This window comes from Azohydromonas caseinilytica (assembly GCF_012927045.1).
GTDB lineage: Bacteria > Pseudomonadota > Gammaproteobacteria > Burkholderiales > Burkholderiaceae_C > Azohydromonas > Azohydromonas caseinilytica.
Genome location: NZ_JABBFW010000010.1, coordinates 158,326 through 185,071, shown reverse-complemented (window position 1 = coordinate 185,071; position 26,746 = coordinate 158,326). Strand labels below are relative to the sequence as shown.

Below are 26,746 nucleotides of genomic sequence, written 5' to 3'. Positions count from 1 at the left end.
CGGTGATCGCCGCGCGCCAGATGCTCACCTGGCTCGACGCGCGCAACGCCTCCACCTTCGGCGCTTTCAGCTGGAGCGGCTCGGCGCTGAGCTTCAACGTCACGCGCAGCCCCGCGGCCAACGGGCTGCAGGGCATGCTGCCGCGGCGCGCGGGCGCGGGCGTGCTCTCCGCGCTCACGCGCGCCGGCAGCGCCGTGCCCTTCAGCGTCAAGGTCATCAAGGGCGTGGAGTACGCCTTCTTCGCCGCCGACTCCGGCAGCTACGTGGCCACGTACGCGGCCGACGCCGCCGGCCCGGCGCTGAGCAGCACCACGCCGGCCGCGGGCGCCACGGGCGTGGGCCTGTACGCGCCGGTCACGGCCACCTTCAGCGACGCGCTGGACCCGGCCAGCGTCAACGCCAGCACCTTCGAGCTGCGCAACGCGGCCAACGCCGTGGTGGGCGCGAGCCTCAGCTACGACGCGGCCACGCGCACGGCCACGCTCACGCCCAGTGCGGGGCTGGCGCCGTCCACCACCTACACCGCCACGCTGCGCGGCGGCGCCAGTGATCCGCGCATCAAGGACCTCGCGGGCAACCCGCTGGCGTCCAGCGTGAGCTGGTCCTTCACCACGGTTTCGGGTTCGGCGGTGCAGACCTGCCCGTGCAGCGGCTGGTCGAGCACGGCGGTGCCCACCACACCTTCGGACCCTGATACGGGCTCGGTGGAGCTGGGCGTGAAGTTCCGCGTGGACGTGGACGGCTACGTCACGGGCGTGCGCTTCTACAAGGGCACGGGCAACACCGGCACGCACATCGGCAACCTGTGGTCACTTGGCGGCCAGCGGCTGGCCACGGCGCAGTTCGGGCCGGAGACGGCCAGCGGCTGGCAGCAGGTCAACTTCGCCACGCCCGTGCCGGTGACGGCCAACACGGTGTACGTGGCCTCGTACTTCGCCCCTAACGGCCGCTATGCCGGCGACAACAATTTCTTCGCCAACGCCGGCGTGGACAACGCCCCGGTGCACCTGCTGCAAAACGGCGTGAGCGGGGGCAACGGCGTCTATGCCTACGGCAGCACGTCGAGCTTCCCCTCGTCGTCCTACCAAGCCTCGAACTACTGGGTGGACGTGGTGTTCACGCCGGCCACCAGCGGCGGGCCTGACACCACACCGCCCACGGTAACGTCCACTGCCCCGGCCAATGGCGCCACGGGCGTGAGCACCACGGCGGCCGTGACGGCCACCTTCAGCGAGGCGCTGGACGCGGCCACCGTCACGGGCAGCACCTTCGAGCTGCGCAGCACCACGGGCGGCGCGCTGGTGAACGCCGCGGTGGCCTACAACGCCGCCACGCGCACGGCCACGCTCACCCCGGCGGCGGCGCTGGCGGCCTCCACCAGCTACACCGCCACGCTCAAGGGCGGCAGCACCGACCCGCGCATCAAGGACAGCGCGGGCAACGCGCTGGCGGGCAACGTGCAGTGGAGCTTCACCACCGCCGCGGCGGCCACGGGCGGCTGCGCCGCGCCGGCCAACGCCATCGTGCGCGAGAACTGCCTCACCGGCAGCCTGGCCTCGGAGTGGGATGTCAGCGGCGCGGGCGACGCCTCCATCCAGGGCTTTGCCACGGAGATGAGCGTCAACCGCGGCAGCAGCGTGTTCTTCAAGGTCAAGACGGACGCCAGCGCCTACCGCCTGGACATCTACCGGCTGGGCTACTACGGCGGGCGCGGCGCGCGCAAGGTCGCCACGGTGCAGCCCTCGGCGGCGCTGCCGCAGAGCCAGCCCGCGTGCCTGACGCAGTCGGCCACCGGGCTCATCGACTGCGGCAACTGGGCGGTGTCGGGCTCCTGGGCCGTGCCGGCCGACGCGGTGTCGGGCGTCTACATCGCGCGCCTGGTGCGCGCCGACACGGGCGGGGCCAGCCACATCGTCTTCGTCGTGCGCGACGACGCTAGCAGCGCCGACATGGTGTTCCAGACTTCCGACACCACCTGGCAGGCCTACAACAACTACGGCGGCTCCAGCCTCTACGCCGGGGGCATCGGCACCGGCGCCGGGCGCGCCTACAAGGTCAGCTACAACCGCCCGTTCAACACCCGCGCCGTGGACGGCGGCCAGGACTGGCTCTTCGCCAGCGAGTACCCCATGGTGCGCTGGCTGGAGGCCAACGGCTACGACGTGAGCTACATCAGCGGCATCGACACCGACCGCACGGGTGCGCGGCTGCGCAACCACAAAGTGTTCCTCTCCGTGGGCCACGACGAGTACTGGTCCGGCACCCAGCGCGCCAACGTCGAGGCCGCGCGCAACGCCGGGGTGAGCCTGGCCTTCTTCAGCGGCAACGAGGTGTTCTGGAAGACGCGCTGGGAGCCGAGCATCGACGGCGCGGCCACGCCCTACCGCACGCTGGTGAGCTACAAGGAGACGCACGCCAACGCCAAGATCGACCCCAGCACGCAGTGGACGGGCACCTGGCGCGACCCGCGCTTCTCGCCGCCCTCGGACGGCGGCCGCCCGGAGAACGCGCTCACCGGCACGATCTTCATGAACAACGACACCGGGCGCTCCTACGCCATCACGGTGCCCGAGGCCGAGGGCAAGCTGCGCTTCTGGCGCAACACCTCGGTGGCCACGCTGGCCGCGGGGCAGACGGCCACGCTGTCCGAGGGCGTGCTGGGCTACGAGTGGGACTCGGACCTGGACAACGGCGCGCGCCCGCCGGGGCTGCTGCGGCTGTCGCAGACCACGCTGACCACCGGCGGGGCGCTGCTGGACTACGGGTCCACCTACGGCAGCGGCACCGTGACGCACTACCTCACGCTCTACAAGCACGCCAGCGGGGCGCGGGTGTTCGGCGCCGGCACCATCCAGTGGTCCTGGGGGCTGGACGCCACGCATGACCGCGCTGGCACCGCAGTGGACCAGCGCATGCGCCAAGCCACGGTGAACCTGTTTGCGGACATGGGCGTGCAGCCCGCGACGCTGCAGTCGCCGCTGGTGGCGGCCACGGCCTCCACCGACACGGCGGCGCCCACCTCCACCATCACTTCGCCCGCGGCCGGGGCCAGCGTCTCCGCAGCCAACCCCGTGACCATTACCGGCACCGCCACCGACAGCGGCGGCGGCGTGGTCGGTGCGGTGGAAGTCTCCACCGACGGTGGCGTCACCTGGCATCCGGCCAACGGGCGCGCCAGCTGGAGCTACACCTGGACGCCCACGACCACGGGCAGCGTCACGCTCATGAGCCGCGCCGTGGACGACAGCGGCAACATCCAGGGCACGCCCGCCAGCCGCACCGTGACCGTCGGAACGGGCGGCGGGACAGGGGGCGGGTGCCCGTGCACTGCGTTCGCGCCGTCCGCAACCCCCACGGTTGCCAGCGACTCCGACACGGGCACGGTCAACCTGGGTGTGAAGTTCCGCACCGACAAGAGCGGCCACATCACCGGCATCCGCTTCTACAAGGGAGCGGGCAACACCGGCACACATGTGGGCGCGCTGTGGACCAGCACCGGGCAGCTGCTGGCCTCCCAGGCGTTCGTCAACGAGACGGCCACGGGCTGGCAGCAGGTGAACTTCGCCACGCCGGTTCCTGTCACAGCCAATACGGTCTACGTGGCGTCGTACCGCGCGCCCAATGGCCGCTACGCCGCCGACGACAACTTCTTTGCCAATGCCGGCGTGGACAACGGGCCCATTCACCTGCTGGCCAACGGCGTGAGCGGCGGCAACGGCGTGTACACCTACGGCGGCACGACAGTGCAATTCCCGACCTCGACCTACCGAGCGTCGAACTACTGGGTGGACATCGTGTTCCAGCCCTCACCGTAAGGCCCCGTCCTCGGCTCACGCCTGATCGGCCTCACGGCTGGCGCGTTACGAGCATCACTGCTGCAGACGGCCGTGTCTCTTCCCGAGGCACGGCCGTCTGTCTTGGTTGCCATGGTCCAGGCTGTGGCTTCCGGGATCAGCCTGTGGCCCGCAATGCCGGCAGAACCTCGGCGCTGAAGGCATCCGGGAATCCGTGCTGGTCAGAAGCGGGCATACCGGCCTCGCAGGCCGCTCGTTTGCTGCAGCGGCTGACGCTCGATTGCAGGAGGCCGCAGTGGCTGAATTCGTTGCGATGCTCAACGGGCTGGTCTGGAGCAAGGCGCTGATTTTTTTGTGCCTGGCGGTGGGCCTGTACTTCTCCGTCCGTACCCGTTTCATGCAGGTGCGCGGGATCGCGGAAATGGTGCGGCTGATGTTCCGCGGCCGGGCCTCCGACGCTGGTGTGTCCTCGTTCCAGGCGCTGACGATGTCGCTCTCTGGGCGGGTGGGCACCGGCAACATCGCGGGCGTGGCCACAGCGATCACATTTGGCGGACCCGGAGCCATCTTCTGGATGTGGATGATGGCCTTTCTGGGGGCTTCCACCTCGTTCGTGGAGTGCACGCTGGCGCAGGTCTACAAGGAGGTGGACGACCGGGGCCAGTACCGCGGCGGCCCGGCCTTCTACATCGAGAAGGCCATGGGCCAGCGCTGGTATGCCTGGCTCTTTGCCATCGTCACCATCATCGCCATGGGACTGCTGCTGCCGGGCGTGCAGGCCAACAGCATTGCCGCCGGCGTGAACAATGCGTGGGGTGTAGCCCCGGCAGTGAGTGCTGCTCTCATCGTGGTGGCGCTGGGCTTCATCATTTTCGGCGGCGTGAAGCGCATCGCGCGTTTTGCCGAGATCGTGGTGCCGTTCATGGCACTGGCCTACATCCTGGTGGCGCTGGTGATCACGCTGCTCAACATTCACCAGGTACCGGCGATGGTGACGCTCATCTTGAGCAGCGCCTTCGGTCTGGAAGCCGGCTTTGGCGCGGTGCTGGGGCTGGCGGTGGAGTGGGGCGTCAAGCGCGGCGTCTATTCCAACGAGGCGGGCCAGGGCAGCGGACCGCACGCTGCCGCGGCGGCCGAGGTCAAGCACCCGGCACAGCAGGGCTACGTGCAGGCTTTCTCGGTGTACGTGGACACGTTGTTCGTCTGCAGCGCCACGGCGTTCATGATCCTGGTCACCGGCCGCTACAACGTGCAGGCGCCCGCGGGCGGTTTTCTGGTGGAGCGGCTGCCGGGCATGGAAACGGGGCCGGGCTACACGCAAGCGGCGGTGGAGTCGGTGCTGCCAGGCTTTGGCGCGAGCTTCGTCGCGCTGGCGCTGATGTTCTTCGCCTTCACCACCATCGTGGCTTACTACTACATCGCCGAAACCAACGTGGCCTACATCAACCGCCGCGTGCACCGGCCCTGGTTGAGCCTGGTGCTCAGGTTCGCGATGCTGGCCTCCGTCACCTATGGCGCCGTGCGTTCCGCCGGCGTGGCCTGGGACCTGGGCGACCTGGGCGTGGGGCTGATGGCCTGGCTCAACATCGTGGCCATCCTCATCCTGCAGAAGCCCGCGCTGCAATGCCTGCGCGACTACGAGGCGCAGAAGCGCGCCGGCCTTGAACCGGTGTTCGATCCGGAGAAGCTGGGCATCCGCAACGCGGACCTGTGGACCAGGCCGCGCGCTACCCCGGCCGTATCACCAGCCGCCCCGAGCGCAGGGCTGCACGAGCCACGCGGAGGCGGTTCCCTGTCCTGAGCAATGGCTGGACTGGGCCATGGATGGATGTGTCCGCAACGGGAGCCGTGCATGAACAGGGGAACCAAGGTGGCCGTGGTGGGCGCCGGCCGGGTGGGGAGCACCTTCGCCTACACGCTGTCCGCTTCCGGACTGGTCCATGACATCGTGGTGATCGATGCCGACGCCGACCGGGCCGAGGGCGAAGCCATGGACATCGCGCACGCGGTGCCCTTTCATCGTCCGGTCCAGGTGCGTGCGGGGGACCTGGCCGATGCGGCCGGCGCCGTGGTGACGGTGATCACGGCCGGCGCGGCGCAGCGGCCGGGCGAAACGCGGCCCGCGCTGCTGCAGCGCAACGTCGAGGCGCTGCGCGGCATCGTCGAGGAGGTGGTGTATGCCAATCCCGGCGGGCTGCTGCTGGTCGCGACCAATCCGGTCGATGCGCTGACCTTCGCGGCGCTGCGCCTGTCCGGCCTGCCCAGCGCCAAGGTACTGGGCTCGGGCACGGTGCTGGATTCGGCCCGGCTGCGTGCCGAACTGGCCACGCGCTATGGCGTCGATCCGCGCAATGTCCACGCCTATGTGCTGGGCGAACACGGCGACACGGAGCTGGTGCCCTGGTCCACGACCCGGCTGGCCAACATGCGGCTGCAGGACTATTGCGCGCTCACCGGTTCCTCCTGCACCGCCGCCGACATGGAGCAGGTTGCCCTGCGCGTGCGCGACGCGGCCTACGAGATCATCCGGCGCAAGGGGGCCACCAATTTCGCCATCGCCGCCGCGCTCACGCGCATCGTCGAGGCTATCGTGCGCGACGAGTCCTCGGTGCTGACCGTGTCCACGCTGCTGCAAGGGCAGTACGGCATCGACGGCGTGTGCCTGAGCCTGCCGGCGGTGGTGGGCCGACAGGGCGTGCGGCATGTGCTGCCCATTCCGCTGGCCGAGGAGGAAGAGCAGGCGCTGCGGCGCTCCGCCGATGTGATCCGCCAGGCGCTGCAGTCGCTGGGCTTGCCGTTGCAGGACGAGTGAAAAGCATGGCTCGGCGTCCTGCGCCTTGCCTGCTCACGGAAAGGTGCGCAGGTAGGCCAGCAGATCGTCGAGCTGGCGCTCGCTGCCCAGCCACCACAGGCGCATCTTCGTGCCTGGCACGGTATCGCCGGGCGCCTTGATGAAGGCCCGCAGCGTGGCCTCGTCCCAGACCAGGCCCGAGGCCTTGAGCGCGGCGGAATAGCCGTAGCCCGGCAGGCTGCCGGCGCGCCGGCCCACGATGCCGTTGAGATGCGGCCCGAAGGTGCTGCGCGCGGCGGGGCCGACCTGGTGACAGGACGCGCAGCGGGCGAAGACCGTCTTCCCGGCGACCGCATTGCCGGCCAGGGCCGTGGAGGCGCCGCCCAGCAGGGCCAGTGCCGGCAGAAGCTGTCTCAGCATGAGGGACGGGAAGGGCATGGCTTCAACCTTGATGGCAAAGGCGTCAAGAACCGCCTTTCTAGAATTGCAGCAAATGAACATAGGTGTCGTGCAGGCGGCCCTGGCCTACGTGGCCTGGGGCCTTTTTCCTTTGTATTTCCACCAGGTGGCCACGGTGTCCGCCATGGAGATCGTGCTCCATCGCACGGTGTGGTCGTTGGTGTTCGTGCTGGGCGTGCTGGCCGCGATGCGGCGCTTCGGGGCGCTGGCGCCGGTCCTGCGGCAGCCCCGGCAACTGGGCCTCTTCATGCTCAGCGCGCTGCTGTTGTCGGGCAACTGGCTGGTGTACGTCTGGGCCGTCAACAACGGCCATGTCATCGACGCGAGCCTGGGCTACTTCATCAATCCGCTGGTCTACGTGCTGCTGGGCTATGCCTTCCTGCACGAGCGGCTGCGCCCGATGCAGTGGGCGGCGATCGCCCTGGCCGGCCTCGGCGTGCTGTGGCTGACCTGGCAGGGCGGCCAGCTGCCGTGGATCGCGTTGCTGCTGGCGGGCAGCTTCGGCCTGTACGGCCTGATGCGCAAGACGGCCTCGCTGGGCGCGCTGGAAGGCCTGGCGCTGGAGACGCTGCTGCTGGCGCCGCTGGCGGTGCCGGCGCTGGCGGTGTGGACGCTACAGGGCTCCAGCACACTGGCGCATGCCGATGCGCCGACCGTCGGCTGGCTGCTGCTGGCCGGCCCGATCACCGCCGTGCCGCTGCTACTGTTTGCCGCCGGCGCGCGGCGCATCACGCTGGCCACGCTCGGGCTGCTGCAGTACATCGGCCCGACGCTGCAGTTCGCCATCGGCCTGTGGGTGTTCCATGAGCCCTTCCAGGCCAACCGGCTGCTGGGCTTCATCCTGATCTGGGCGGCGCTGGCGCTGTACAGCGCCGAAGGGCTGTGGGTCGCGCGGCAACGCGCCGTTGCGGCGGCCTGAAGCGGCACTTCTTCGGTCCATTGGCGCAAGTCGGCTGCAACCGTTGCCCGCACAACGGCAACGCGGCGGCCTCGATCAAGGCTTCTCGGGAGTGACGGCATGCACAGCGTGGCGGTGTTCTGTGGTTCCAACTTCGGCGTGTCGCCGGCCTATGCCGAGGGTGCGGCCGCGCTGGGTCGGGCGATGGCCGGGCGCGGCTTGCGGCTGGTGTACGGCGGCACCAGCAAGGGCCTGATGGGCGTGGTGGCCGATGCGGTGCTCGACGCCGGTGGCGAGGTGACGGGCGTCATCAACGAGCGGCTGCACGCGCGCGGGCATTTGCATCCGCGCCTGTCGGCGCACGAGGTGGCGGCGACGCTGAGCCAGCGCAAGATGCGCATGGCCGCGCTGGCCGATGCCTTCATCGCGCTGCCGGGCGGCCTGGGGACCTTCGAGGAGCTGTTCGAGGCGGCCACGCTCACGCAACTGGGCGAGCACACCAAGGCCTGCGGCGTGTTGAACCTCCGGGGCTATTTCGAGCCGCTGCGCGCGATGCTGGACCACGCCGTGGCCGAAGGCTTCATGAAGGCCGAACACCGCGACATGGTCGTCATCGAGTCCGACCCGCAACGGCTGCTGGACGCGCTGGCCGCCTGGCAGGCGCCGTCCGTGACGAAGTGGATCGGACAGCCCGGCGCCTGAGCGGGCCTGGGTGCCTCGCGGCTGGCGCCGCCTCTCCTGCTAGGCTGTAGGCGAGCGTTGCCCGCTCCCGGGCCGAGCTGCCGAAGGCGGGCTTGAGCGGGCCGGCTTCCGGCTGAGCCGCTCCGGCATCCGGCAGCCCGGGTTGAGAAAGAGGACACGATGACCCGCACCACGGCGACGCCGACGGACCACAACCGCTTCGACACGCTGTTCGAGCATGCACCTTTCAGCATGCAGCTGCTGGACCCGCAAGGGCGCACGCTGCGCGTCAACAAGGCCTGGCTGGCGCTGTGGCAGCTGGAAGGGGATGCGGACTTCCTGCGCTGGATACTGACCGACTACAACATCCTCTCCGACCCGCAGCTCGAAGCCAAAGGCATCCTGCCCTTGCTGCGGCGCGCCTTTGCCGGCGAGACGGTCAGCCTCCCCGCCATCTGCTACGACCCGGCCGAGATGGGGCGCCACGGCCGCAAGCGCTGGCTGCGGGCGCGGGCCCATCCGGTGCGCGCGGAAGACGGCTCCGTGGCCGAAGTGATGCTGATCCACGAGGATGTCTCCGAGGAGATGCGGGCGCAGGAGGCGGCCAAGCTCAGCGAGATGCGCCTCAAGCAGCTCGTCAGCGCCATTCCGCAGCTGGCCTGGATGGCCGACCCCGACGGCGACGTGCATTGGTACAACGAGCGCTGGTATGCCTACACCGGCACCACGCTTCAGCAGCTGCGCCAGGAAGGCTGGCGCATCGTGCACGACCCGCGGGTGCTGCCCGAGGTGGTGGCGCGCTGGGAGCACTCCATCGCCACGGGCGAGCCCTTCGAGATGACGGTGCCGATCCGCGGCCAGGATGGCCGCTTCCGGCCCTTCTACACCCTGGTGGCCCCGCTCAAGGATGACGATGGCCGGGTGCTGCAGTGGTTCGGCACGAACACGGACGTGACGGCGCTGCACGAGGCCCAGGCCAGCCTGCGCATCGCCGAGGAGCGGCTGCGCCTGGCCACCGAGGCTGGCAGCGTGGGCATCTGGGAAGTGGACCTGGCGACCGGCGAGGGCACCTGGTCCCGCGAGGCCATGGCCATCCTGGGCACCTCGCGCAGCGCTTACAGCATGGCGGACTGGGCCGAGATCGTCGATGCAAGGGATCGACAGGCCGCGGCCCAGGCCTGGATCGAGGCGATCGAGCGCGGCGTGCCCTACGACACCGAGTTCCGCACCCACACCAAAGGCGCCGACGGCCAGGACCGCTGGGTGCTGAGCCGCGGCAAGGTCGAGCGCGACGCGCAGGGCCGGCCGCTGCGCGGCCTAGGCGTGGCGCTGGACATCACCGAGCTGCGGCGCTCCCAGAACGCGCTCATCGAGAGCGAACGGCGCCTGCGTGCGGCCGACGAGCGCAAGAACGAGTTCCTGGCGATGCTGGCGCACGAGCTGCGCAACCCGCTTGCCCCCATCCGCAACGCGCTGCACATCCTGCGCTCCAACGGCGGGGAGGCCCGGCGGCGCGAGCAGATGCTGTCGCTGATGGAGCGCCAGACCGCCCACATGGTGCGCCTGGTGGATGACCTGCTGGAGGTCTCGCGCATCACGCAGGGCAAGATCCATCTCGGCAAGGAATTGGTGGACCTGTGCCAGGTGGTGCGTGAAGCCGCCGAGACGGCCAGTTCCTGGCGGGAGGCCGGGCCCCTGGAGCTGGCGCTGGACCTGCCCGAGGCGCCCGTGCTGCTGCAGGCCGACCCGGTGCGCCTGGCGCAGATCATGGGCAACCTGCTCCATAACGCCTGCAAGTACACGCCGCCGCAAGGACATGTGAGGGTGCAGCTGGGCCGGGACGGCGCCTGGGCGCAATTGCGGGTCGTGGATGACGGGGCCGGCATTCCCGCGGACATGCTGGAGCGCGTGTTCGAGCTGTTCACCCAGGTGCCGCGCCCGCAGGCGCGCGCCCAGGGCGGACTGGGCATCGGGCTGGCGCTGGTGCGCACGCTGGTGGAGCTGCACGGTGGCCGGGTGTGGGCCGACAGCGCCGGCATCGGCCAGGGCACCACGGTGACGCTGCGGCTGCCGCTGGCCCTGCCCGGGCAGGACGAGCCCGGCGCTGCCGCTGCCGAGGCGACGCCGGACGCCGCGCTGTGCCGGCGCATCCTGGTCGTGGATGACAACCAGGACGCCGCCGACACGCTGGCGATGATGCTGAGGCTGGAGGGCAGCGAGGTGCGCATCGCCTATGACGGCGAGCAGGCCCTGGCGCTGGCCGAGGCCTTCCTGCCCCAGGTGGTGCTGCTCGACATCGGCCTGCCCGGCATCAGCGGCCATGAGACGGCGCAGCGGATGCGCCGGCAGCCCTGGGGCCGGCAGGCCGTGCTGGTGGCGCTGACGGGCTGGGGCCAGGCGGAGGACCGGCGCCTGGCGATCCGCTCCGGGTTCGACGCGCACATGGCCAAGCCGGCCGATCCGGCGCAGCTGCTGGCGCTGCTGTCCTCGCTGCTCGAAGGGCGCGGTCTCTAGCGGCGTCCGGGCGCCGCCCCGCTGTACCAACCGGCGGGCGGCTTGTTCCATCCTCGAACAGGGCCGGCCGCACGGATATGCACATCGCACAGATCAACGCGCGTCACCACCGTGTCAACCCTGATGTGAGGGTTGTACTGCAGGCCGCCAGCAAGTCCCTGTCAGAGAGCCGCAAGGATTGGCACAGCGATTGCGAAAAGACGGTCCATCAATCAAGTCCAGGAGGCCGTCTTGTCGCAGCGTTCCGTCACCCGTTTCCCGCCCGGAAGCCAGGCTTCCTGGGTCCGGGACCCCCGGCCGGCATGGGCGGCCGAGGCCTTTGCCGTGGTGGTCGAGGCCTGGAAGAAGGGCTTCAGGGCCGGCGAGGTCTTTTCCAAGCATTGCCCCTACACCCGGGAAACGCCGGAAGCCCGCAGCTGGTTCGATGGCTGGAACGAGGGATCGGCCAAGTCGCTGGGCTTTCCGCACCAGACCTACGCCGACAGGTTCGGCAGCAGGCTGCTGAGCGACACGGCAGCGGTGCCGCAGCAAGGCCCCGTTTAACCGCGGCGCTTCACTCCGGAAGCCGGCGGCTCGGAATTTGCACCGGCACGGACGCCGGGCTCGTGCGCCCGTCAAGGCAGCTGCCCGGCGGGCCACGGCTCCACGTGCGGAGCACACCGCACCCGGTTCTGGAGTGGACATGAATGACGAAGTCGGCCGCTTGCGCTGCCTGCATGAGCTGGCGCTGCTGGGCACGCCACCGGAACCCGAGTACGACGACCTGGTGCGCCTGGCCGCCCTGCTTTGCGGCACGGCCTGCGCGGCCTTGACGCTGGTCGACGAGCACGCCACCTGGACCAAGGCCAGCTTCGGGCAGGCCCTGTCTGCAGCCCCCCGCCGTGCTTCCTTTGCCGGGCATGCCATCGAGACGGACGGGCTGTTCGTGGTGGAAGACGCCACGCGCGATGGGCGCTTTGCCGGCAGCCCGCTGGTGGCCGGGGCGCCGCACGTGGTCTTCTACGCGTCCATGCCGCTGTCCCTGCCCGGCGGTGCCAGGGTGGGCGACCTGGCCGTCTTCGACTCGGCCCCGCGGCGCCTGGACGAGCCCGCGTCCGGGCTGCTCAAGACCCTGGCGCGACAGGCCGGCTGCCTGCTGGAGCGCGTGCTGGAGCGGCGGCGGCATGAGCAGGCGCGGCAGCGCCTGGCCGACGTGCAATCCCTGAGCCATCTCGCCAGCTGGGAGCTCGATGCCCGCACGGGCCGCCGCCAATGGTCGGGCGAAGTGGCCCGGATCTTCGGCACCGAGCTTGCGCCCTCGACGCCCTTCGAGAGCTTCCTGCGCGTGGTCCATCCGGACGATCGAAACCTCTCCAGGCAGGCCGAGGAACTGGCCCGGGTCGAGGGGGCGCCCATCGACCTGCACGTTCGCATCGTGCGTCCCGACGGCAGCATCCGCCACGTGCATGAGCGCGCGGCGCGCCTGCAGGGGCCGGCTCCGCGCGATGACCGGATCGTCGGCGCGGTGCAGGACGTGACGCAGGAGCACGAGGCCACGCGGGCCCTGCTGGAACGCACCCTGGAGCTGGAAGTCGCGGGCGAGCAACTGCGGCTGGCTTGCCAGATGGGGCATCTGGGCTCCTGGGAGTTCGATGTCCGGCGCCAGACACTGCACGGTGACGCGGAGTACCTGCGCATCCTGGGCTTCCAGCCGCAGGAGGCGCCGACGGCCGCGCAGGTGGTCAGCCTGTTCGTGCCGGAAGACCAGAAGACCATCGCGGAGGCCTTCGGGCGCTGCTGCCGCGACGGCACGCCCTACGACCTGGTGCTGAAGTTTTCCAGCCGGCAGGGTGACGTGCTGTGGACCCGCTCCATCGGCAAGTCCGCGCGGGACGGCACGGGCGCCGTCGTGCGCGTGTACGGGATCTTCCAGGACATCACCGAGCACATCGAGGCCGTGGTCGCCGCGCACCGGGTGGGCCGCCAGCTGGAGACCACGCTGGAGCGCATGAGCGACGGCTTCTACCTGCTCGACCGGGACTGGCGCTTCCAGTACTTCAATGCCGCGGCCGAGCGGCTGCTTGGCCGCAGCCGCTCCGAGCTGCTCGGCCGCACGGTCTGGGAAACGTTTCCGGCCGTCGTGGGCTCCGAACTCGAGCGCGTGTACCTGCAGGCCAGCGGCAGCGGCCACACCGCGCGCCTGGCCTACCAGTACCCACCGCAGCAGCGCTGGTACGAGGTCACGGCCTATCCGTCGGACGAGGGCCTGGCGGTCTACTTCCGCGACAACACGGAGCAGCATGTCCAGGTCCAGCGCTGGCGGCTGCTGGCCGAATCCATGCCGATCGTCGTCTGGACAGCGCGCGAAGACGGCGTGCTCGATTACGCCTCATCGCTCCTGGCCCGGTATGCCGGCGTACCCATCGAGCAGCTCATACCCGACGGCTGGTTCACCCTGGTTCATGCCGAGGACCAGGCCCGTGTCGCCGAGCTCTGGACCCAGGCCCGCCACACCCGCCGGCCGCTTGAGGTGGAGTACCGGCTGCGCCGCGCCGATGGCGTCTACCGCTGGCACCTCGTTCGGGCCTCGCCGGTGCAGATCGATGCGGCCGGCACCATCGCGTGGTACGGCTCGTCGGTGGACATCGACGACAACAAACGCCTGGAACAGGAGGCCAGTGCCCTGGCGCGGCGGCTCACGGCCACGATGGAAAGCATCACGGACGGCATCTTCTCGCTCGATGGCCGCTGGTGCTTCAGCTACGTCAACCGGCAGGCGGAGGTCTATCTGGGACGCACGCGCGAGGAGCTGCTGGGCCGCAACGTCTGGGAGGCTTTTCCCGATGCGTCGGGATCGCGCTTCCAGCACATGTACGAGCAGTGCCAGGCCAGCGGCACGGTGGCGCGCTTCGAGGAGCATTACGAGCCGCTGGGCAAGCTGTTCGAGGTCACGGCCTACCCGTCCGACGGCGGCATCACGGTGTACTTTCGCGACGTCAGCGAGCGGCAGCAGGCCGAGCAGGACCGTGCCGCGCGCGAGGCCGCGGAGCAGGCCAGCGAGGCCAAGAGCCGCTTCCTGGCGCGCATCAGCCACGAGCTGCGCACCCCGCTCAATGCGATCCTGGGCTTCACGCAGCTGATGGAGATCGACACCGAGGCGCCGCTGCGCGGCCACCAGGCCGACCGGCTGCACAAGGTCCACGCCGCGAGCAGGCACCTGCTGGCCATGATCAACGAGATCCTGGACCTGGCGAGCATCGAGTCCGGGAACACGCCCCTGTCGCTGGAGCCCGCGGCGCTGCACGCCGTGGCGCGCAGCAGTTTCGACGGCATCGAACCGCAGGCCGGTGCCGCCGGCGTGCGGCTGATCGATGGCATCGGGCCCGAGGCCCCCGCCGTGGTCGCCGACAGCCTGCGGCTGCACCAGGTGCTGCTGAACCTGCTGTCCAACGCCGTGAAGTACAACCACCGCGGCGGGTGGGTGCGGCTGTCGGCCCGCGCCCGGGGTGATCGCGTGCTCATCGATGTGGAGGACACGGGCCGGGGCCTCAGCGACGAGCAGCTGGAGCACCTGTTCCAGCCCTTCAACCGCCTGGGCGCGGAGCGCACGGACATCGAAGGCGCGGGCCTGGGCCTGGTGATCGCCAAGGGGTTGGCGCAGCTCATGCACGGGGATCTGCACGCCGCCCGGCGCGACGAGGGCGGCAGCATCTTCACGCTCGAGCTGCCTTTGGCCAACCTGGCCCAGGACTCCGGCCTGCGGGCCGCGGTGGCCGATGGCGGGGCCGGCCCGGCCCCGCAGGACAACGCAGCGGGCGTCGCCACGGTCCTCTACATCGAGGACGATCCCGTCAACGCGCTGCTGGTGCGCCACATCATGGACCTGCGTCCTCACTGCCTGCTGCACGAGGCGGCCGATGGCGAGATCGGGCTGGCGCTGGCCCGGCAACTGCAGCCCGACCTGGTCCTCACCGACATGAACCTGCCCGGCATGACCGGGTACGACGTGCTCGAACAGCTCCGGGCCGATCCCCAGACCCGGCATCTGCGCTGCATCGCGCTGTCCGCCGATGCGATGCCGGAGAACATCCAGCGGGCGCTGGCCGCGGGTTTTGCCGACTTCTGGACCAAGCCCATCGACGTCTCGCAGTTCCTGCAGCGCCTGGACGAACTGCTCCACGGCCGCTGCACGTCGTGAAAGCCGCGCACGCCGTGTTCCCTGGGCGTGCGATGTGCCTGCAACGACAAAGGGGCGCATCGGGCGCCCCTTCGCTGTTCTGCGGCAAGCACGGCGCCGTGAGGCGCCGCGCCGTTTCGACCTCAGTCCCTGGAGAACCAGTTCTTGCGGGGACGGTCCTCCTTGCCGCCCCGTCCCGGGCGGTCATTGCCTCGTCCAGGGCGGTCATCACCCCGTCCCGGGTGGTCATGGCCCCGACCTCCGCCGTTCTTGGGCGGTGCGGGCTTGACCGAACCGGCCTTGGCGAACTCCGGTGCGGCCGCAAGGGTCAGGATGGCGGGCGCCACATAGACGCCCTTCTTCACAAAGTCACGCCGGGAACCATTGGGTGCTGACATGGATACCTCCGCATCGGTTGATCATTGAGCGGGCGCCACAGGCGCCAGGGAGTGCCGCCAGGCTTTCGGTTTGCACCGCAACGGCCTGCGCGCCTGGGTCCAATGGCAAGAGCGGTTCCCGGCCGGGGCCTGCGGCACGGGCTTGCCTGAGGGGGGTCAGACGGTGTTCTCGGCACCTGTCCTGGGGCTGACGGGCAGCTCCGGTGCGGTCTGTCCGAGCTTCACCTGCCGCCCGATGTGCGAGGCGGGCAGCCGCGGCCCGCGTCCGAACAGCTTGTCGCGCAGCGTGCCCTCGGCGTAGCCCGTGGCGTAGCGCCCGCGTTGCTGCAATTCGGGCACGACCAGGTCCACCACGTCCTGCATCGTCTCGTGCGCCAGCGCGTAGCTGAGGTTGAAGCCGTCGATGCCGGTGCTGTCGGCCCATTGCTGGAGCTGGTCGGCCACCTGCTGCGGCGAGCCCACGATGACCGGCCCGCGCCCGCCCAGGCCGATGAAGCGCGCCGCCTCGCCCACCGTCCAGCGGCGTGCGGGCTCGGCATGGCTGAAGGCGGCCAGCGCCGTGCGGCCGGCGTTGGTGTCCACCTGCTCGATGGGCGTGTTGCGGGGATGGCGGCTGAAGTCGATGCCGGTCCAGCCCGACAGCAAGGCCAGCGCGCCCTCGACATCGACATGGCGCAGCAGCTCCATGTGCTTGGCTTGCGCCTCGGCCGAGGTGGGGGCGGTGATGATCAGCGCCTGGGTGTAGATGAGCACGTCCTCGCGGGCGCGCCCGGCCGCCGACAGGCACTGGCGCACCTGTTCCACGAGGCGGCGCACCACGGCGATGCTGGGGCCGCTGAGGAAGATGCCTTCGGCGTGCTGGGCTGCGAAGCGCGCGGCGCGGGGCGACGTGCCGGCCTGGGCCAGCAGCAGCGGCGTGCGCTGCGGCGAGGGCTCGCACAGGTGGATGCCGGGCACGTCGAAATAGCGCCCGCGATGGCCGATGGCGTGCACCTTGGCCGGGTCGGTGTAGACGCCGCCCTGGCGGTCGCGGCGCACCGCGTCGTCCTCCCAGCTCGCTTCCCAGAGCTTGTAGACCACCTCCAGGTATTCCTCGGCCAGCTCGAAGCGCTCCTCGGGCGCGGGCGGGCGCGCCAGGCCCAGGTTGCGGTCGGCGCTGTCGAAGCAGCGCGTGGCGATGTTCCAGCCGACGCGGCCCTGGCTGAGATGGTCCAGCGTGGACATGCGGCGCGCGAACAGGTACGGATGCTCGTAAGCCAGGGCGCAGGTCACGCCGAAGCCCAGGTGCCGCGTGGCCTGGGCCATCAGCGGCACCAGCGCCAGCGGGTCGTTGACGGGAATCTGCACCCCGTGGCGCAGCGCGGCCTCGGGGCTGCCGGCGTACACGTCGTTGGCGCCCAGCACGTCGGCAAACAGCACGGCGTCGAAGCAGCCGCGCTCCAGCAGCCGGGCCAGCTCCAGCCAGTGCCCGGCCTGGGCGTAGCGCTGCGAGCCGTCGCGTTCATGCCGCCACAGCCCGGGCGCCTGGTGCGAGGCCGCGTTCATCTGGAAAGCGGTGAAGCGGATGCGGCGCGCCATGGTCGTCATCGGCGTAGGCCGCGGTGACGCGGATCGATGGCGCAACGCGGACAGACCGGGGTGCGGTCGGACATCGGGTACTGCCGGGGAAGACTGCGAAAGGAGGTCGTGAAGGGCTGTTGGGCGACTCTAGGCAGGTCGCAAGGACCCGGCAAGGAAGGATTTGTTCGAGCCATAGACGCTTACGGCATGGCTCATGCCGGCTGCTCTCCGCGCTTGAAGGGGTTGCGCTCGCGCAACTCGTCCACGTAGTCCTGCATTCCGGTGCCCTCGCGCGCCAGGAAGTCGGCCACCGCACCGGCGAAGCGCGGGTCGGCCAGCCAGTGGGCGGATTGCGTGCGCACCGGCAGCAGGCCGCGCGCCATCTTGTGCTCGCCCTGCGCGCCACCCTCGAAGGCCAGGTAGCCGTTGGCGATGCACCAGCGCAGCGGCTGGTAGTAACAGGCGTCGAAATGCAGGCAGGGTACGAACTCCACGCTGCCCCAGTAGCGGCCGTAGGCGCGGCGGCGCTCCGGATCGAGCGCGACCAGCGAGGCCGCCACGGGGGCGCCGTCGCGCCGCGCCACGAACATCAGCCAGTGGCGCGTCATGGTGCGGGCCATCTCATGGAAGAACGCGCGCTCCAGGTAGGGCATGGAGCCGTGCGCCTGGTAAGTCAGCGTGTAGCAGCGGTAGAAGAAATCCCACAGCGCCTCGCTGATGGCGGCGCCCTCGTGCACGGTGAACTGCACGCCGGCCTCGGCCACGCGGCGCTGCTCCTGCACGATTTTCTTGCGCTTGTCGCGGTGCAGGCTCTGCAGGAAGGCTTCGAAGCTGGGCCAAGGTGCCTCGGCCGGCTGCGTCCAGTGGAACTGCACGCTCTCGCGCAGCATCCAGCCCGCACGCTCCAGCGCCGCGGCATCCTGCCCGTCCATGAACAGCAGGTGCGCCGAGGACAGCTTCTGCTGCCGCGCCAGCGCCACGATCGCTTGCGCCAGCAGCGCGCGCACCGCGTCGTCCCGCGCCAGCAGCCGCGTGCCCGGCACGGGCGTGAAGGGCACGGCGCCCAGCAGCTTCGGGTAATAACGCAGGCCATGGCGGCGGTAAGCATCGGCCCAGGCCCAGTCGAAGACGTATTCGCCGTAGGAATGGCTCTTCAAATAGAGAGCGCAGCCGCCGGCGAGCTCGCCATCCCCGGTTTCCACGGTCATGAAGCAGGGCGCCCAGCCGGTGCCGCGCACGGCGGAGCCGGAGCGGTGCAGCGCCAGCAGGTAGGCCGACTGCAGGAACGGCGTGGGCGCGGCCTGCCGGGCCAGCAGCGCGTCCCAGGCGGCGGCGTCGAGCTGCTCGGGGTCCTCGATCAGGCGGATCGCCAGGCCGTCCGGGGCCGGACGGGCGGAAAGGTGGATCGGATTGCGGTCGCGGTGGGAAGCCATGGCCGGATTCAACCGCAGGGCCGGCCATCGTGCCGACGGCCGTGCCAGTGTCCCGACGAAACCCGCGCGGGCCGGCAGCGGCCGGGCCGTTACAGCGCGACCGCGACGCTGGCCGCTCCGGCCAGCACCAGGCTGGCACCCCAGACGGCGTCGAGGTCGATCCAGCTGCGCGCCAACGCCTTCAGGCCCAGCCACCGGTACACCGCCCAGGCCGCCACCAGGCCGGTGGCGAACATGGCGCCGGTGTGGACGGCGGCGACGCCGGCCACGGCCAGCCCTGCCGCAGGCAGGCCGGCGGACGCCGCCGGCATGCACAGGCCCAGTGCGAAGGGCAGCAGCATCAGCCCGGCGCCATGCGCGGTGGCCATCAGGAAGGACCACAGCACCAGCTGCGTCGGCCGCACGCGGGCCAGGAAGCGCGGGTGGCGGCGGTCGATCAGGCGCCAGGCGCCGTAGGCCACCACCAGCAGGCCGGCGCCGATGCGGATCTCCCGCTGCCAGGCCAGCAGGGTGCCCAGCGCGACAAAGGGCAGCAGCACCACGGCCATGGCCAGCAGGTGCCCGGCCGCCAGCGGCAGCAGCGTGCCCGGCAGCGCCGCGGCGCGGCGCGCCATCAGGCCGTTGGCCACCGCCAGCGGCCAGCCCATGCCCGGATTGAGCCCGTGCCAGGCGCCCAGCGCCGCGACTGTCAACCACAGCGCGGTGCTTTCGGGGCTGTTCAAGCGTTCGGGTAGCAGAAGGAATCCGTCGAGCAGTCGCCGCCTTCGAGCCGGATCTGGTGCGCGCCGTAGTCGGGGCCGAAATCGACGAAGAAGCGCTCATCCAAGGTAAGACCGCCGTCGGCGCCCGCGTGGCCCATCACCATCGCGCCGGGCACGCCGCCGGCGTAGAACTGGGTGTCCCAGCGGCTGTAGAGCCCGTTGGTGAAATAGACGCGCCGGCCGTCGCGGCTGACCTCGACCATCTGCGGCGCACCGGCGAAGCGGCGGCCACTGGGGTGGGGCGTGGAGCGGCCCAGGCCGCCGACGCGCACGCTGCCGGCGAGCCTGGGGTTCATCGGATCGGTGACGTCGTACTGGCGCAGCTCGCCCGTGCCCCAGCAGGCGACGTAGAGAAAGCGGTCGTCCAGCGACAGGTCGATGTCGCTGACCAGCGGCGGCGCGGCGCCAAAGCCCTGCAACAGCGGCGGCAGCCCGGCCGGGTCGGCCGGCTCCGGCGGGATGGTGGCCGTCTTGCGGGCATGGAAGCGGCCGTCTTCGCGCCACCAGGTCCAGATCGAGGCTTCCAGGTTGGTGGTGTCTATGACCACGCCGACGAAGCCGTACTCGCGCGCCGGGTCGTGCGCCGGGCGCACTTCCAGCGGCATCTGGTGCTGGGCGCCGAGGTCGATGGTCTGGGTGTGCCGGCGCCCGCGCAGATCCCAGAAGTGCAGCCGGTGGCCGTAGCGGTTGGCGAGCAGGTCCTGGGCCACCAGGCCGTTCTCGAACTGCGGCGGCAGGCCCCACTCGGAACTCACCATCCAGTCGCGCGGCAGGTTCCACCAGAAGTCGTAGTGCAGCTGCTGCGGGCCGCGCTCGATCTCCCAGCGCCCGCGCAATTCGAAACTCTCGCAGTCGAGGATGAAGATGCCTGGCGGGCCCTCGGTGCCGTCGGCGCCGGCGCCGCCCAGGGTGCTGATGTAGACGCCCTCGGGCCCGCAATGCACCGTGTGCGGCCGCGAGTAGCCCGTCTTCCTGAACACCTCCTCGGGCTCGATCACCTTGGCGATGGTGGGCCGGCGCGGGTCGGGCTGGGTGTCGATGATGTAGAGGCGCGAGGAGCGGATGCCCGGGACGACCAAGTAGCGCCGCTGCAGGAAGGCATGGCCCGACAGCGGCGACAGCGCCGAGGAGCAGGCGTTCCAGCCGAAGTGGTGGAACTCGTCGCCCGTGTAGGGCATGTCCAGCCGGTACAGCAGGCTGCCGTAGCCGGCGGAGTCCGGATCGACGTCGATCACGGCGATGGCGTCGGGCCGGCTGGCATCGGGCGAGAGCAGCGCGGTGTAGGCAATGCGCTCGCGGGGCGCCTCCATCGCCAGCCGGGGCGAGGGGTGGAAGGTCGGATCGGGGCGCAGCGTTTCGAGCATGGCGGACCTCCTGGCTGTCTGGCCGGAAAGGCCATATTCCGCCGCCGCGCTGCGCTGTCAATCCGCGCCGGAACGCACCAGCTCATGCGCGCACCGTGCTTGCGCAAGTCAGCCCCGCGCGCTGCGCCGGGTGAATGCTTTTCCGGGCCTCAAAGACGGCGGCCGGCGCTGCGAAGCGCCGGCCGCCGTGCCTGGGGTCACTCTTATTGATCAGTCGCGCGCCGCTGCCAGCGTCTTGTTCAGCCGCAGTGCCAGCAGTGTGCAAATCGTGCCGGAGAGCAGGTAGAAGCTGACCGCGAGCAGCCCGAAGCGGTTGGACAGGCCCAGTGCCACCAGCGGCGCGAAGGCGGCGCCGATGAGCCAGGCCACATCGGAGGTCAGCGCCGCGCCGGTGTAGCGGAAGTGGGGCAGGAAATTGGAAGTGACCGAGCCTGACGACTGCCCGTAGGACAGGCCCAGCAGCACGAAGCCCATCAGCACGAAGGCCGCCTGGCCCACGACGCCGCCGTCCAGCAGCCAGGGCACGGTGAAGCCGAAGACGCCGATGAGCGCGGCCAGGATGCCCAGCGTGCTGCGCCGGCCGATGCGGTTGGCGATCAGGCCCGAGAGCGGCATCGCGACGCCGGCCAGCAGCGCGCCCACGATCTGCACCTGCAGGAAGTCGCCGATGGACTCCTGCGTGCGCAGCATGATCCAGGACAGCGGGAACACCGTGACGATGTGGAACAGCGCGAAGCTCGCCAGCGCGGCGAAGGCGCCGATGAAGATGTTGGTGCCCTGGCCCTGGCCGGTGCCCACCAGGTCGCGCACGCGGCTGGGCTCCAGCTCATGCGCCTGCAGCGCGCTCTCGTACTCGTGCGTCACCACCAGGCGCAGCCGCGCGAAGGTGGCCACCACGTTGATGGCGAAGGCCACGTAGAAGGGGAAGCGCCAGCCCCATTCCACGAAATCCTCCTGGGACAGGTTGTTCCAGAGGTAGGCGAAGAGGCTGGCGGCGATCAGGAAGCCCAGCGGCGCGCCCAGCTGCCCCAGCATCGCGTACCAGCCGCGGCGGTTGGCCGGCGCGTTGATGGCCAGCAGCGAGGGCAGCCCGTCCCAGGTGGCGCCCAGCGCAATGCCCTGGATGATGCGGAACAGCGTCAGCAGCACCACCGCCGCGAAGCCCAGCCGCTCGAAGTCGGGCAGGAAGGCCATGCCCGCGGTGGCGGTGCCCAGCAGCAGCATGGCGGTCATGAGCTTGGCGCTGCGCCCGAAGCGGCGCTGGATGGCCATGCCCAGCAGCGTGCCCAGCGGGCGCACCACGAAGGCCAGCGCAAACACCGTGAAGGCGTAGAGCGTGCCCACCAGCCGGTTCTCGGCGAAGGGAAAGTACACCGACGGGAAGGCCAGCACGCAGGCCAGGCCGAACACGAAGAAGTCGAAGTACTCCGACGCTCGCCCCACCACCACCCCGACGGCGATGTCGCCCGGCGCCACGCCGGACTCGTCAGGGACCGCGTTGCCGGGCTTGCCGCTGAAGCCTTGCGGCGGGAGCGGCGGTTGCTGGGGCCGCAACAGCGGATTCATGGATGGGCTGGAAGGATGTGACATGGCGCAAGGAGTGATGACCGTGCTGGGACAATATGTCCAATCGTTGACTCACATCAAGCAGGCTACATTCCCGCGCGTTGCGCGCATGCCTTCGCGCCGCCTGCCTGGAAGTTCCGAATGAGCACCCAACGTTCCCACCGTACCCCCTGGTTGCGCGCCGCGCTGCCGCTGCTAACCCTGATGCTGGCCGGCTGCGACATGGTGGTGATGAACCCCTCGGGCGACATTGCCGCGCAGCAAGCCGATCTGGTGCGCACCGCCACGTACCTGATGCTGCTGATCATCGTGCCGGTGATCCTGCTGACACTGCTGTTCGCGTGGCGCTACCGCGCCTCCAACACCGACGCGCCCTACACGCCCGACTGGGACCACTCCACCCGGCTGGAGCTGGTGATCTGGGGCGCGCCGCTGCTGATCATCATCGCGCTGGGAGCCGTGACCTGGATCAGCACCCACAAGCTCGACCCGTTCCGCCCGCTGGAGCGCATCGACGCGCAGCGCCCGCTGCCCGCCGATGTCAAGCCGCTGGTGGTGCAAGTGGTGGCGCTGGACTGGAAGTGGCTGTTCCTCTACCCGGAAGAAGGCATTGCCACCGTCAACGAGCTGGCCGCGCCGGTGGACCGCCCGATCCGCTTCCACATCACCGCCTCCACGGTGATGAACACCTTCTACGTGCCGGCGCTGGCCGGGATGATCTACGCCATGCCGGGCATGGAAAGCCAGCTGCATGCCGTGATCAACAAGCCCGGCGAGTACCAAGGCCTGTCGGCCAACTACAGCGGCGACGGCTTCTCGCACATGCGCTTCAAGTTCCACGGCCTGTCGGACGCGGACTTCCAGGCCTGGGTGCAGCGCAACCGCACCGAGGGCCAGGGCCAGGCGCTCAGCCGCGAGGCCTACCTGAAGCTGGAGCAGCCCAGCGAGCGCGAGCCGGTGCGCCGCTTCGCGCAGGTCGATCCCAAGCTGTTCGAGGCCATCGTCGGCCGCTGCGTGGACAGCTCCAAGATGTGCATGCACCAGATGATGGCCATCGACGCCGCCGGCGGCGGCGGCAAGGGCGGCATCGACGGTCTGACCAGCCGCTCGTGGCGCGGCACCGAGCGCACCACCGTGGCGGCGCTGTGCACGCCCAACAACATTTACGGCGATGCCGATGATTCGCGTGCGGCCGTCGTGCAGCGCTGACGCGGCGCGCAACCGGACGCAGACGCTTCCAGTTTTTCCGGGAAGACCCAGATGACTCCTGATCCACGAGAACCCGCCGGGCTGCTCCTAGGCCGCCTGGGCTGGGATGACATTCCGCTCCACGAGCCCATCCTGCTCGCCACCTTCGGCGCCGTCGCCCTCGGCGGTTTGGCCTTGCTGTTGCTGCTCTCGCGCTACCGGCTGTGGGGCCCGCTGTGGCGCGACTGGATCACCAGCATCGACCACAAGAAGATCGGGATCATGTACATGATCCTGGGCCTGATCATGCTGCTGCGCGGCTTCGCCGACGCGCTGATGATGCGCACGCACCAGGCGCTGTCGTTCGGCGAGAACATGGGCTACCTGCCGCCGCACCACTATGACCAGGTGTTCACGGCGCACGGTGTGATCATGATCTTCTTCGTGGCCATGCCGCTGGTCACGGGCTTCATGAACTACGTGGTGCCGCTGCAGATCGGCGCGCGCGACGTGGCCTTTCCGTTCCTGAACAACTTCAGCTTCTGGATGACCGCCGGCGGCGCGGTGCTGATCATGATCTCGCTGTTCGTGGGCGAGTTCGCGCGCACGGGCTGGCTGGCCTATCCGCCGCTGTCGGGCCTGGAGGGCAGTCCAGGCGTCGGGGTGGACTACTACATCTGGGCCTTGCAGGTGGCCGGGGTGGGGACCACCTTGTCGGGCATCAACCTGGTCGCCACCATCGTGAAGATGCGCGCGCCGGGCATGTCGCTGATGAAGATGCCCATCTTCACCTGGACCTCGCTGTGCACCAACGTGCTGATCGTGGTGGCCTTCCCGGTGCTCACCGCGACGCTGGTGCTGCTGGGCCTGGACCGCTACGCCGGCACCAACTTCTTCACGAACGATCTGGGCGGCAACCCCATGATGTACGTGAACCTGATCTGGATCTGGGGCCACCCCGAGGTCTACATCCTGGTGCTGCCGGCGTTCGGCATCTTCTCCGAGGTGACCGCCACTTTCTGCCGCAAGAAGCTCTTCGGCTACGCCTCGATGGTGTACGCCACGGTCGTGATCACGGTGCTGTCGTACCTGGTGTGGCTGCACCACTTCTTCACGATGGGCTCGGGCGCCAGCGTGAACTCGTTCTTCGGCATCACCACGATGATCATCTCGATCCCCACCGGGGCGAAGATCTTCAACTGGCTGTTCACGATGTACCGTGGCCGCATCAAGTTCGAGCTGCCGATGCTGTGGACCGTGGCTTTCATGGTCACCTTCGTGATCGGCGGCATGACGGGCGTGCTGCTGGCGGTGCCGCCGGCGGACTTCGTGCTGCACAACAGCCTGTTCCTGATCGCGCACTTCCACAACGTCATCATCGGCGGCGTGCTGTTCGGCCTGTTTGCCGCCATCAACTACTGGTTCCCGAAGATGACGGGCTACAAGCTCGATCCGTACTGGGGCAAGTGGTCGTTCTGGCTGTGGGCCATCGGTTTCTGGGTGGCGTTCATCCCGCCCTATATCCTGGGCCTGATGGGCGTGACGCGGCGCATGAGCCATTTCGACGATCCGTCGCAGCAGCCCTGGTTCATGATCTCGGCCTTCGGCACGCTGATGATCGCCGGGGGTATCGGTGCCTTCCTGCTGCAGCTGGTGATGACCTACGTCAAGCGCGAGCAGCTGCGCGACGTCACGGGCGACCCCTGGGACGCCCGCACGCTGGAGTGGTCCACCTCCTCGCCGCCGCCGGCCTACAACTTCGCCTTCACGCCGGTGGTGCATGACCAGGATGCCTGGTACGACATGAAGCAGCGCGGCTTCCGCCGCCCGGTGGACGGGTTCAAGCCCATCCACATGCCGGCCAACACCGGCGCGGGCTTCGTGATCTCGATGCTGGCCACGGCGCTGGGCTTCGCGCTGATCTGGCACATGTGGCTGTTCGTGGGCGTGTTCTTCGTCGCCACCGTGGTGGCCACGATCGTGCACACCTTCAACTACAAGCGCGATTTCTACATTCCCGCCGACGAAGTGACCCGCACCGAGGAGGGCCGCACGCGCGCCCTGAAGGCGGCCAGCGCGACGGCCTGAGGCACGGGACCCAGAACAACCATGCAAAGCCACACTTCCACGCTGGCACCGCCGCATGGCGGCGGTGCGCCCACCGCGGTCGGCACCGACCAGGCGCCGCGCTTCTACGACGACGGCACCCACCATCCGGAGCAGGGCACCCTGCTCGGCTTCTGGATGTACCTGATGAGCGACAGCCTCATCTTCGCGGTGCTGTTCATCGTCTACGCGGTCCAGGGGCGCGCCTACGCCGCCGGCCCCTCCGGGGCCGACCTGTTCGACCTGCCGCTGGTGGCGGTGAACACGGCGCTGCTGCTGCTGTCCTCCATCACCTACGGCTTCGCGATGATCTCGATGCAGCACCAGCGCAAGGCCGGGGTGCTGAAGTGGCTGGCCATCACGGGGCTGCTGGGCCTGGGCTTCCTGGGCATCGAGCTCTACGAGTTCCAGCACCTCATCCATGAAGGGGCCGGGCCGCAGCGCAGCGCCTTCCTGTCCTCCTTCTTCACGCTGGTGGGCACGCACGGGCTGCACGTCACCTTCGGCACCATCTGGCTGGTGACGCTGATGGTGCAGGTCAGCAAGCACGGCCTCATCGCCGAGAACCGCCGCCGCCTCATCTGCCTGTCCATGTTCTGGCACTTCCTGGACGTGATCTGGATCGGCGTCTTCACCTTCGTTTACCTGATGGGAGTGCTGCCGTGAGCCAAGCCCACACCCAACCGCACGACGACCTGGGCCACGACCACGTGCACGACCATGGCCATGACAACCATGGCGACGACTACCACGCCACGGTGCAGGACTACGTCAAGGGCTTCGTGCTCGCGGCCATCCTCACCGCCATCCCGTTCTGGCTGGTGATGGGCAAGGTCATCGAATCCTCGACCACCACCTCGCTGGTGATCCTGGGCTTCGCCGCGGTGCAGATCGTGGTGCACATGGTCTATTTCCTGCACCTGAACTCGAAGTCCCAGGGCGGCTGGAACATGCTGTCGCTGATCTTCACGGCGGTGCTGCTGATCATCATGCTGATCGGTTCGATCTGGGTGATGTTCCACCTGAACACCAACCTGATGGACATGCCGAGGCACGAGACCACGCAGAACCCCTGAC

The 26,746-nt window shown here is 69.5% G+C and carries 19 protein-coding genes; 12 read left to right on the top strand and 7 right to left on the bottom strand.

Going from position 1 to position 26,746, the window contains the following annotated elements:
• The 3 genes from HHL10_RS30225 to HHL10_RS16165 form a co-directional block, all read left to right on the top strand.
• A partial coding sequence (locus tag HHL10_RS30225) for a N,N-dimethylformamidase beta subunit family domain-containing protein (protein WP_205833067.1) occupies window positions 1-3,815 on the top strand: 3,815 nt, incomplete at its 5' end.
• A gap of 274 nt (window positions 3,816-4,089) precedes the next feature.
• Window positions 4,090-5,595, top strand: a complete 1,506-nt coding sequence (locus HHL10_RS16170; protein WP_310734609.1) for an alanine/glycine:cation symporter family protein — start codon at window positions 4,090-4,092, stop codon at window positions 5,593-5,595.
• Window positions 5,596-5,646: 51 nt separating this feature from the next.
• The gene (locus tag HHL10_RS16165; RefSeq protein WP_169161419.1) at window positions 5,647-6,606 is read left to right on the top strand and encodes an L-lactate dehydrogenase; all 960 of its coding nucleotides are present in this window, start codon (window positions 5,647-5,649) and stop codon (window positions 6,604-6,606) included.
• A 33-nt stretch (window positions 6,607-6,639) separates the two neighbouring features.
• Here HHL10_RS16165 and HHL10_RS16160 read toward each other — a convergent pair whose 3' ends face one another.
• Window positions 6,640-7,005 carry a c-type cytochrome gene (locus HHL10_RS16160; protein WP_169161418.1) on the bottom strand — a complete coding sequence of 122 codons (366 nt, stop codon included), beginning with the start codon at window positions 7,003-7,005 and terminating at the stop codon, window positions 6,640-6,642.
• Window positions 7,006-7,078: 73 nt separating this feature from the next.
• On the opposite strand from HHL10_RS16160, the gene rarD reads away from it, so the two are divergent.
• The 5 genes from rarD to HHL10_RS16135 all read left to right on the top strand — a co-directional run bounded on the left by rarD (window position 7,079) and on the right by HHL10_RS16135 (window position 15,314).
• Window positions 7,079-7,963, top strand: a complete 885-nt coding sequence (rarD, locus tag HHL10_RS16155; protein WP_169161417.1) for an EamA family transporter RarD — start codon at window positions 7,079-7,081, stop codon at window positions 7,961-7,963.
• 99 nt (window positions 7,964-8,062) lie between these two features.
• The gene (locus tag HHL10_RS16150) at window positions 8,063-8,644 is read left to right on the top strand and encodes an LOG family protein (RefSeq protein ID WP_169161416.1); all 582 of its coding nucleotides are present in this window, start codon (window positions 8,063-8,065) and stop codon (window positions 8,642-8,644) included.
• A gap of 159 nt (window positions 8,645-8,803) precedes the next feature.
• Complete coding sequence (locus HHL10_RS16145) at window positions 8,804-11,137, top strand: hybrid sensor histidine kinase/response regulator (RefSeq protein ID WP_169161415.1); 2,334 nt, start codon at window positions 8,804-8,806, stop codon at window positions 11,135-11,137.
• Between the two features lie 231 nt (window positions 11,138-11,368).
• The gene (locus HHL10_RS16140; RefSeq protein WP_169161414.1) at window positions 11,369-11,680 is read left to right on the top strand and encodes a hypothetical protein; all 312 of its coding nucleotides are present in this window, start codon (window positions 11,369-11,371) and stop codon (window positions 11,678-11,680) included.
• A 139-nt stretch (window positions 11,681-11,819) separates the two neighbouring features.
• A complete protein-coding gene (locus tag HHL10_RS16135; RefSeq protein ID WP_169161413.1) occupies window positions 11,820-15,314 on the top strand; it encodes a PAS domain S-box protein in 3,495 nt (1,164 codons plus the stop codon).
• A gap of 122 nt (window positions 15,315-15,436) precedes the next feature.
• Here HHL10_RS16135 and HHL10_RS30220 read toward each other — a convergent pair whose 3' ends face one another.
• From HHL10_RS30220 to HHL10_RS16110, 6 genes are all read right to left on the bottom strand, one after another.
• A complete protein-coding gene (locus HHL10_RS30220) occupies window positions 15,437-15,691 on the bottom strand; it encodes a hypothetical protein (RefSeq protein ID WP_205833066.1) in 255 nt (84 codons plus the stop codon).
• A gap of 156 nt (window positions 15,692-15,847) precedes the next feature.
• Window positions 15,848-17,269 (bottom strand): LLM class flavin-dependent oxidoreductase, encoded by a 1,422-nt coding sequence (locus HHL10_RS16130; protein ID WP_169161412.1) that lies wholly within the window; start codon window positions 17,267-17,269, stop codon window positions 15,848-15,850.
• Window positions 17,270-17,463: 194 nt separating this feature from the next.
• A complete protein-coding gene (locus tag HHL10_RS16125; protein WP_169161411.1) occupies window positions 17,464-18,684 on the bottom strand; it encodes a GNAT family N-acetyltransferase in 1,221 nt (406 codons plus the stop codon).
• 89 nt (window positions 18,685-18,773) lie between these two features.
• Complete coding sequence (locus tag HHL10_RS16120; RefSeq protein WP_235971537.1) at window positions 18,774-19,406, bottom strand: hypothetical protein; 633 nt, start codon at window positions 19,404-19,406, stop codon at window positions 18,774-18,776.
• Window positions 19,403-20,809, bottom strand: coding sequence for a selenium-binding protein SBP56-related protein (locus HHL10_RS16115; RefSeq protein ID WP_169161410.1), 1,407 nt, complete (start codon window positions 20,807-20,809; stop codon window positions 19,403-19,405). The genes HHL10_RS16120 and HHL10_RS16115 overlap by 4 nt, the downstream gene beginning before the upstream one ends.
• A gap of 210 nt (window positions 20,810-21,019) precedes the next feature.
• Window positions 21,020-22,375 carry an MFS transporter gene (locus HHL10_RS16110; RefSeq protein ID WP_169161409.1) on the bottom strand — a complete coding sequence of 452 codons (1,356 nt, stop codon included), beginning with the start codon at window positions 22,373-22,375 and terminating at the stop codon, window positions 21,020-21,022.
• Window positions 22,376-22,516: 141 nt separating this feature from the next.
• Between HHL10_RS16110 and cyoA the strand changes: the two genes are divergently transcribed.
• Genes cyoA through cyoD form a run of 4 tightly spaced genes read left to right on the top strand, consistent with a single transcriptional unit; the run spans window position 22,517 to window position 26,745 of the window.
• Window positions 22,517-23,584 carry a ubiquinol oxidase subunit II gene (cyoA, locus tag HHL10_RS16105; RefSeq protein WP_169161408.1) on the top strand — a complete coding sequence of 356 codons (1,068 nt, stop codon included), beginning with the start codon at window positions 22,517-22,519 and terminating at the stop codon, window positions 23,582-23,584.
• 51 nt (window positions 23,585-23,635) lie between these two features.
• A complete protein-coding gene (gene cyoB, locus HHL10_RS16100) occupies window positions 23,636-25,651 on the top strand; it encodes a cytochrome o ubiquinol oxidase subunit I (protein WP_169161407.1) in 2,016 nt (671 codons plus the stop codon).
• A gap of 21 nt (window positions 25,652-25,672) precedes the next feature.
• Window positions 25,673-26,335 carry a cytochrome o ubiquinol oxidase subunit III gene (gene cyoC, locus HHL10_RS16095; protein ID WP_169161406.1) on the top strand — a complete coding sequence of 221 codons (663 nt, stop codon included), beginning with the start codon at window positions 25,673-25,675 and terminating at the stop codon, window positions 26,333-26,335.
• Window positions 26,332-26,745, top strand: coding sequence for a cytochrome o ubiquinol oxidase subunit IV (gene cyoD, locus HHL10_RS16090; RefSeq protein WP_169161405.1), 414 nt, complete (start codon window positions 26,332-26,334; stop codon window positions 26,743-26,745). The genes cyoC and cyoD overlap by 4 nt, the downstream gene beginning before the upstream one ends.
• The last annotated feature ends 1 nt before the right edge of the window (window position 26,746 follow it).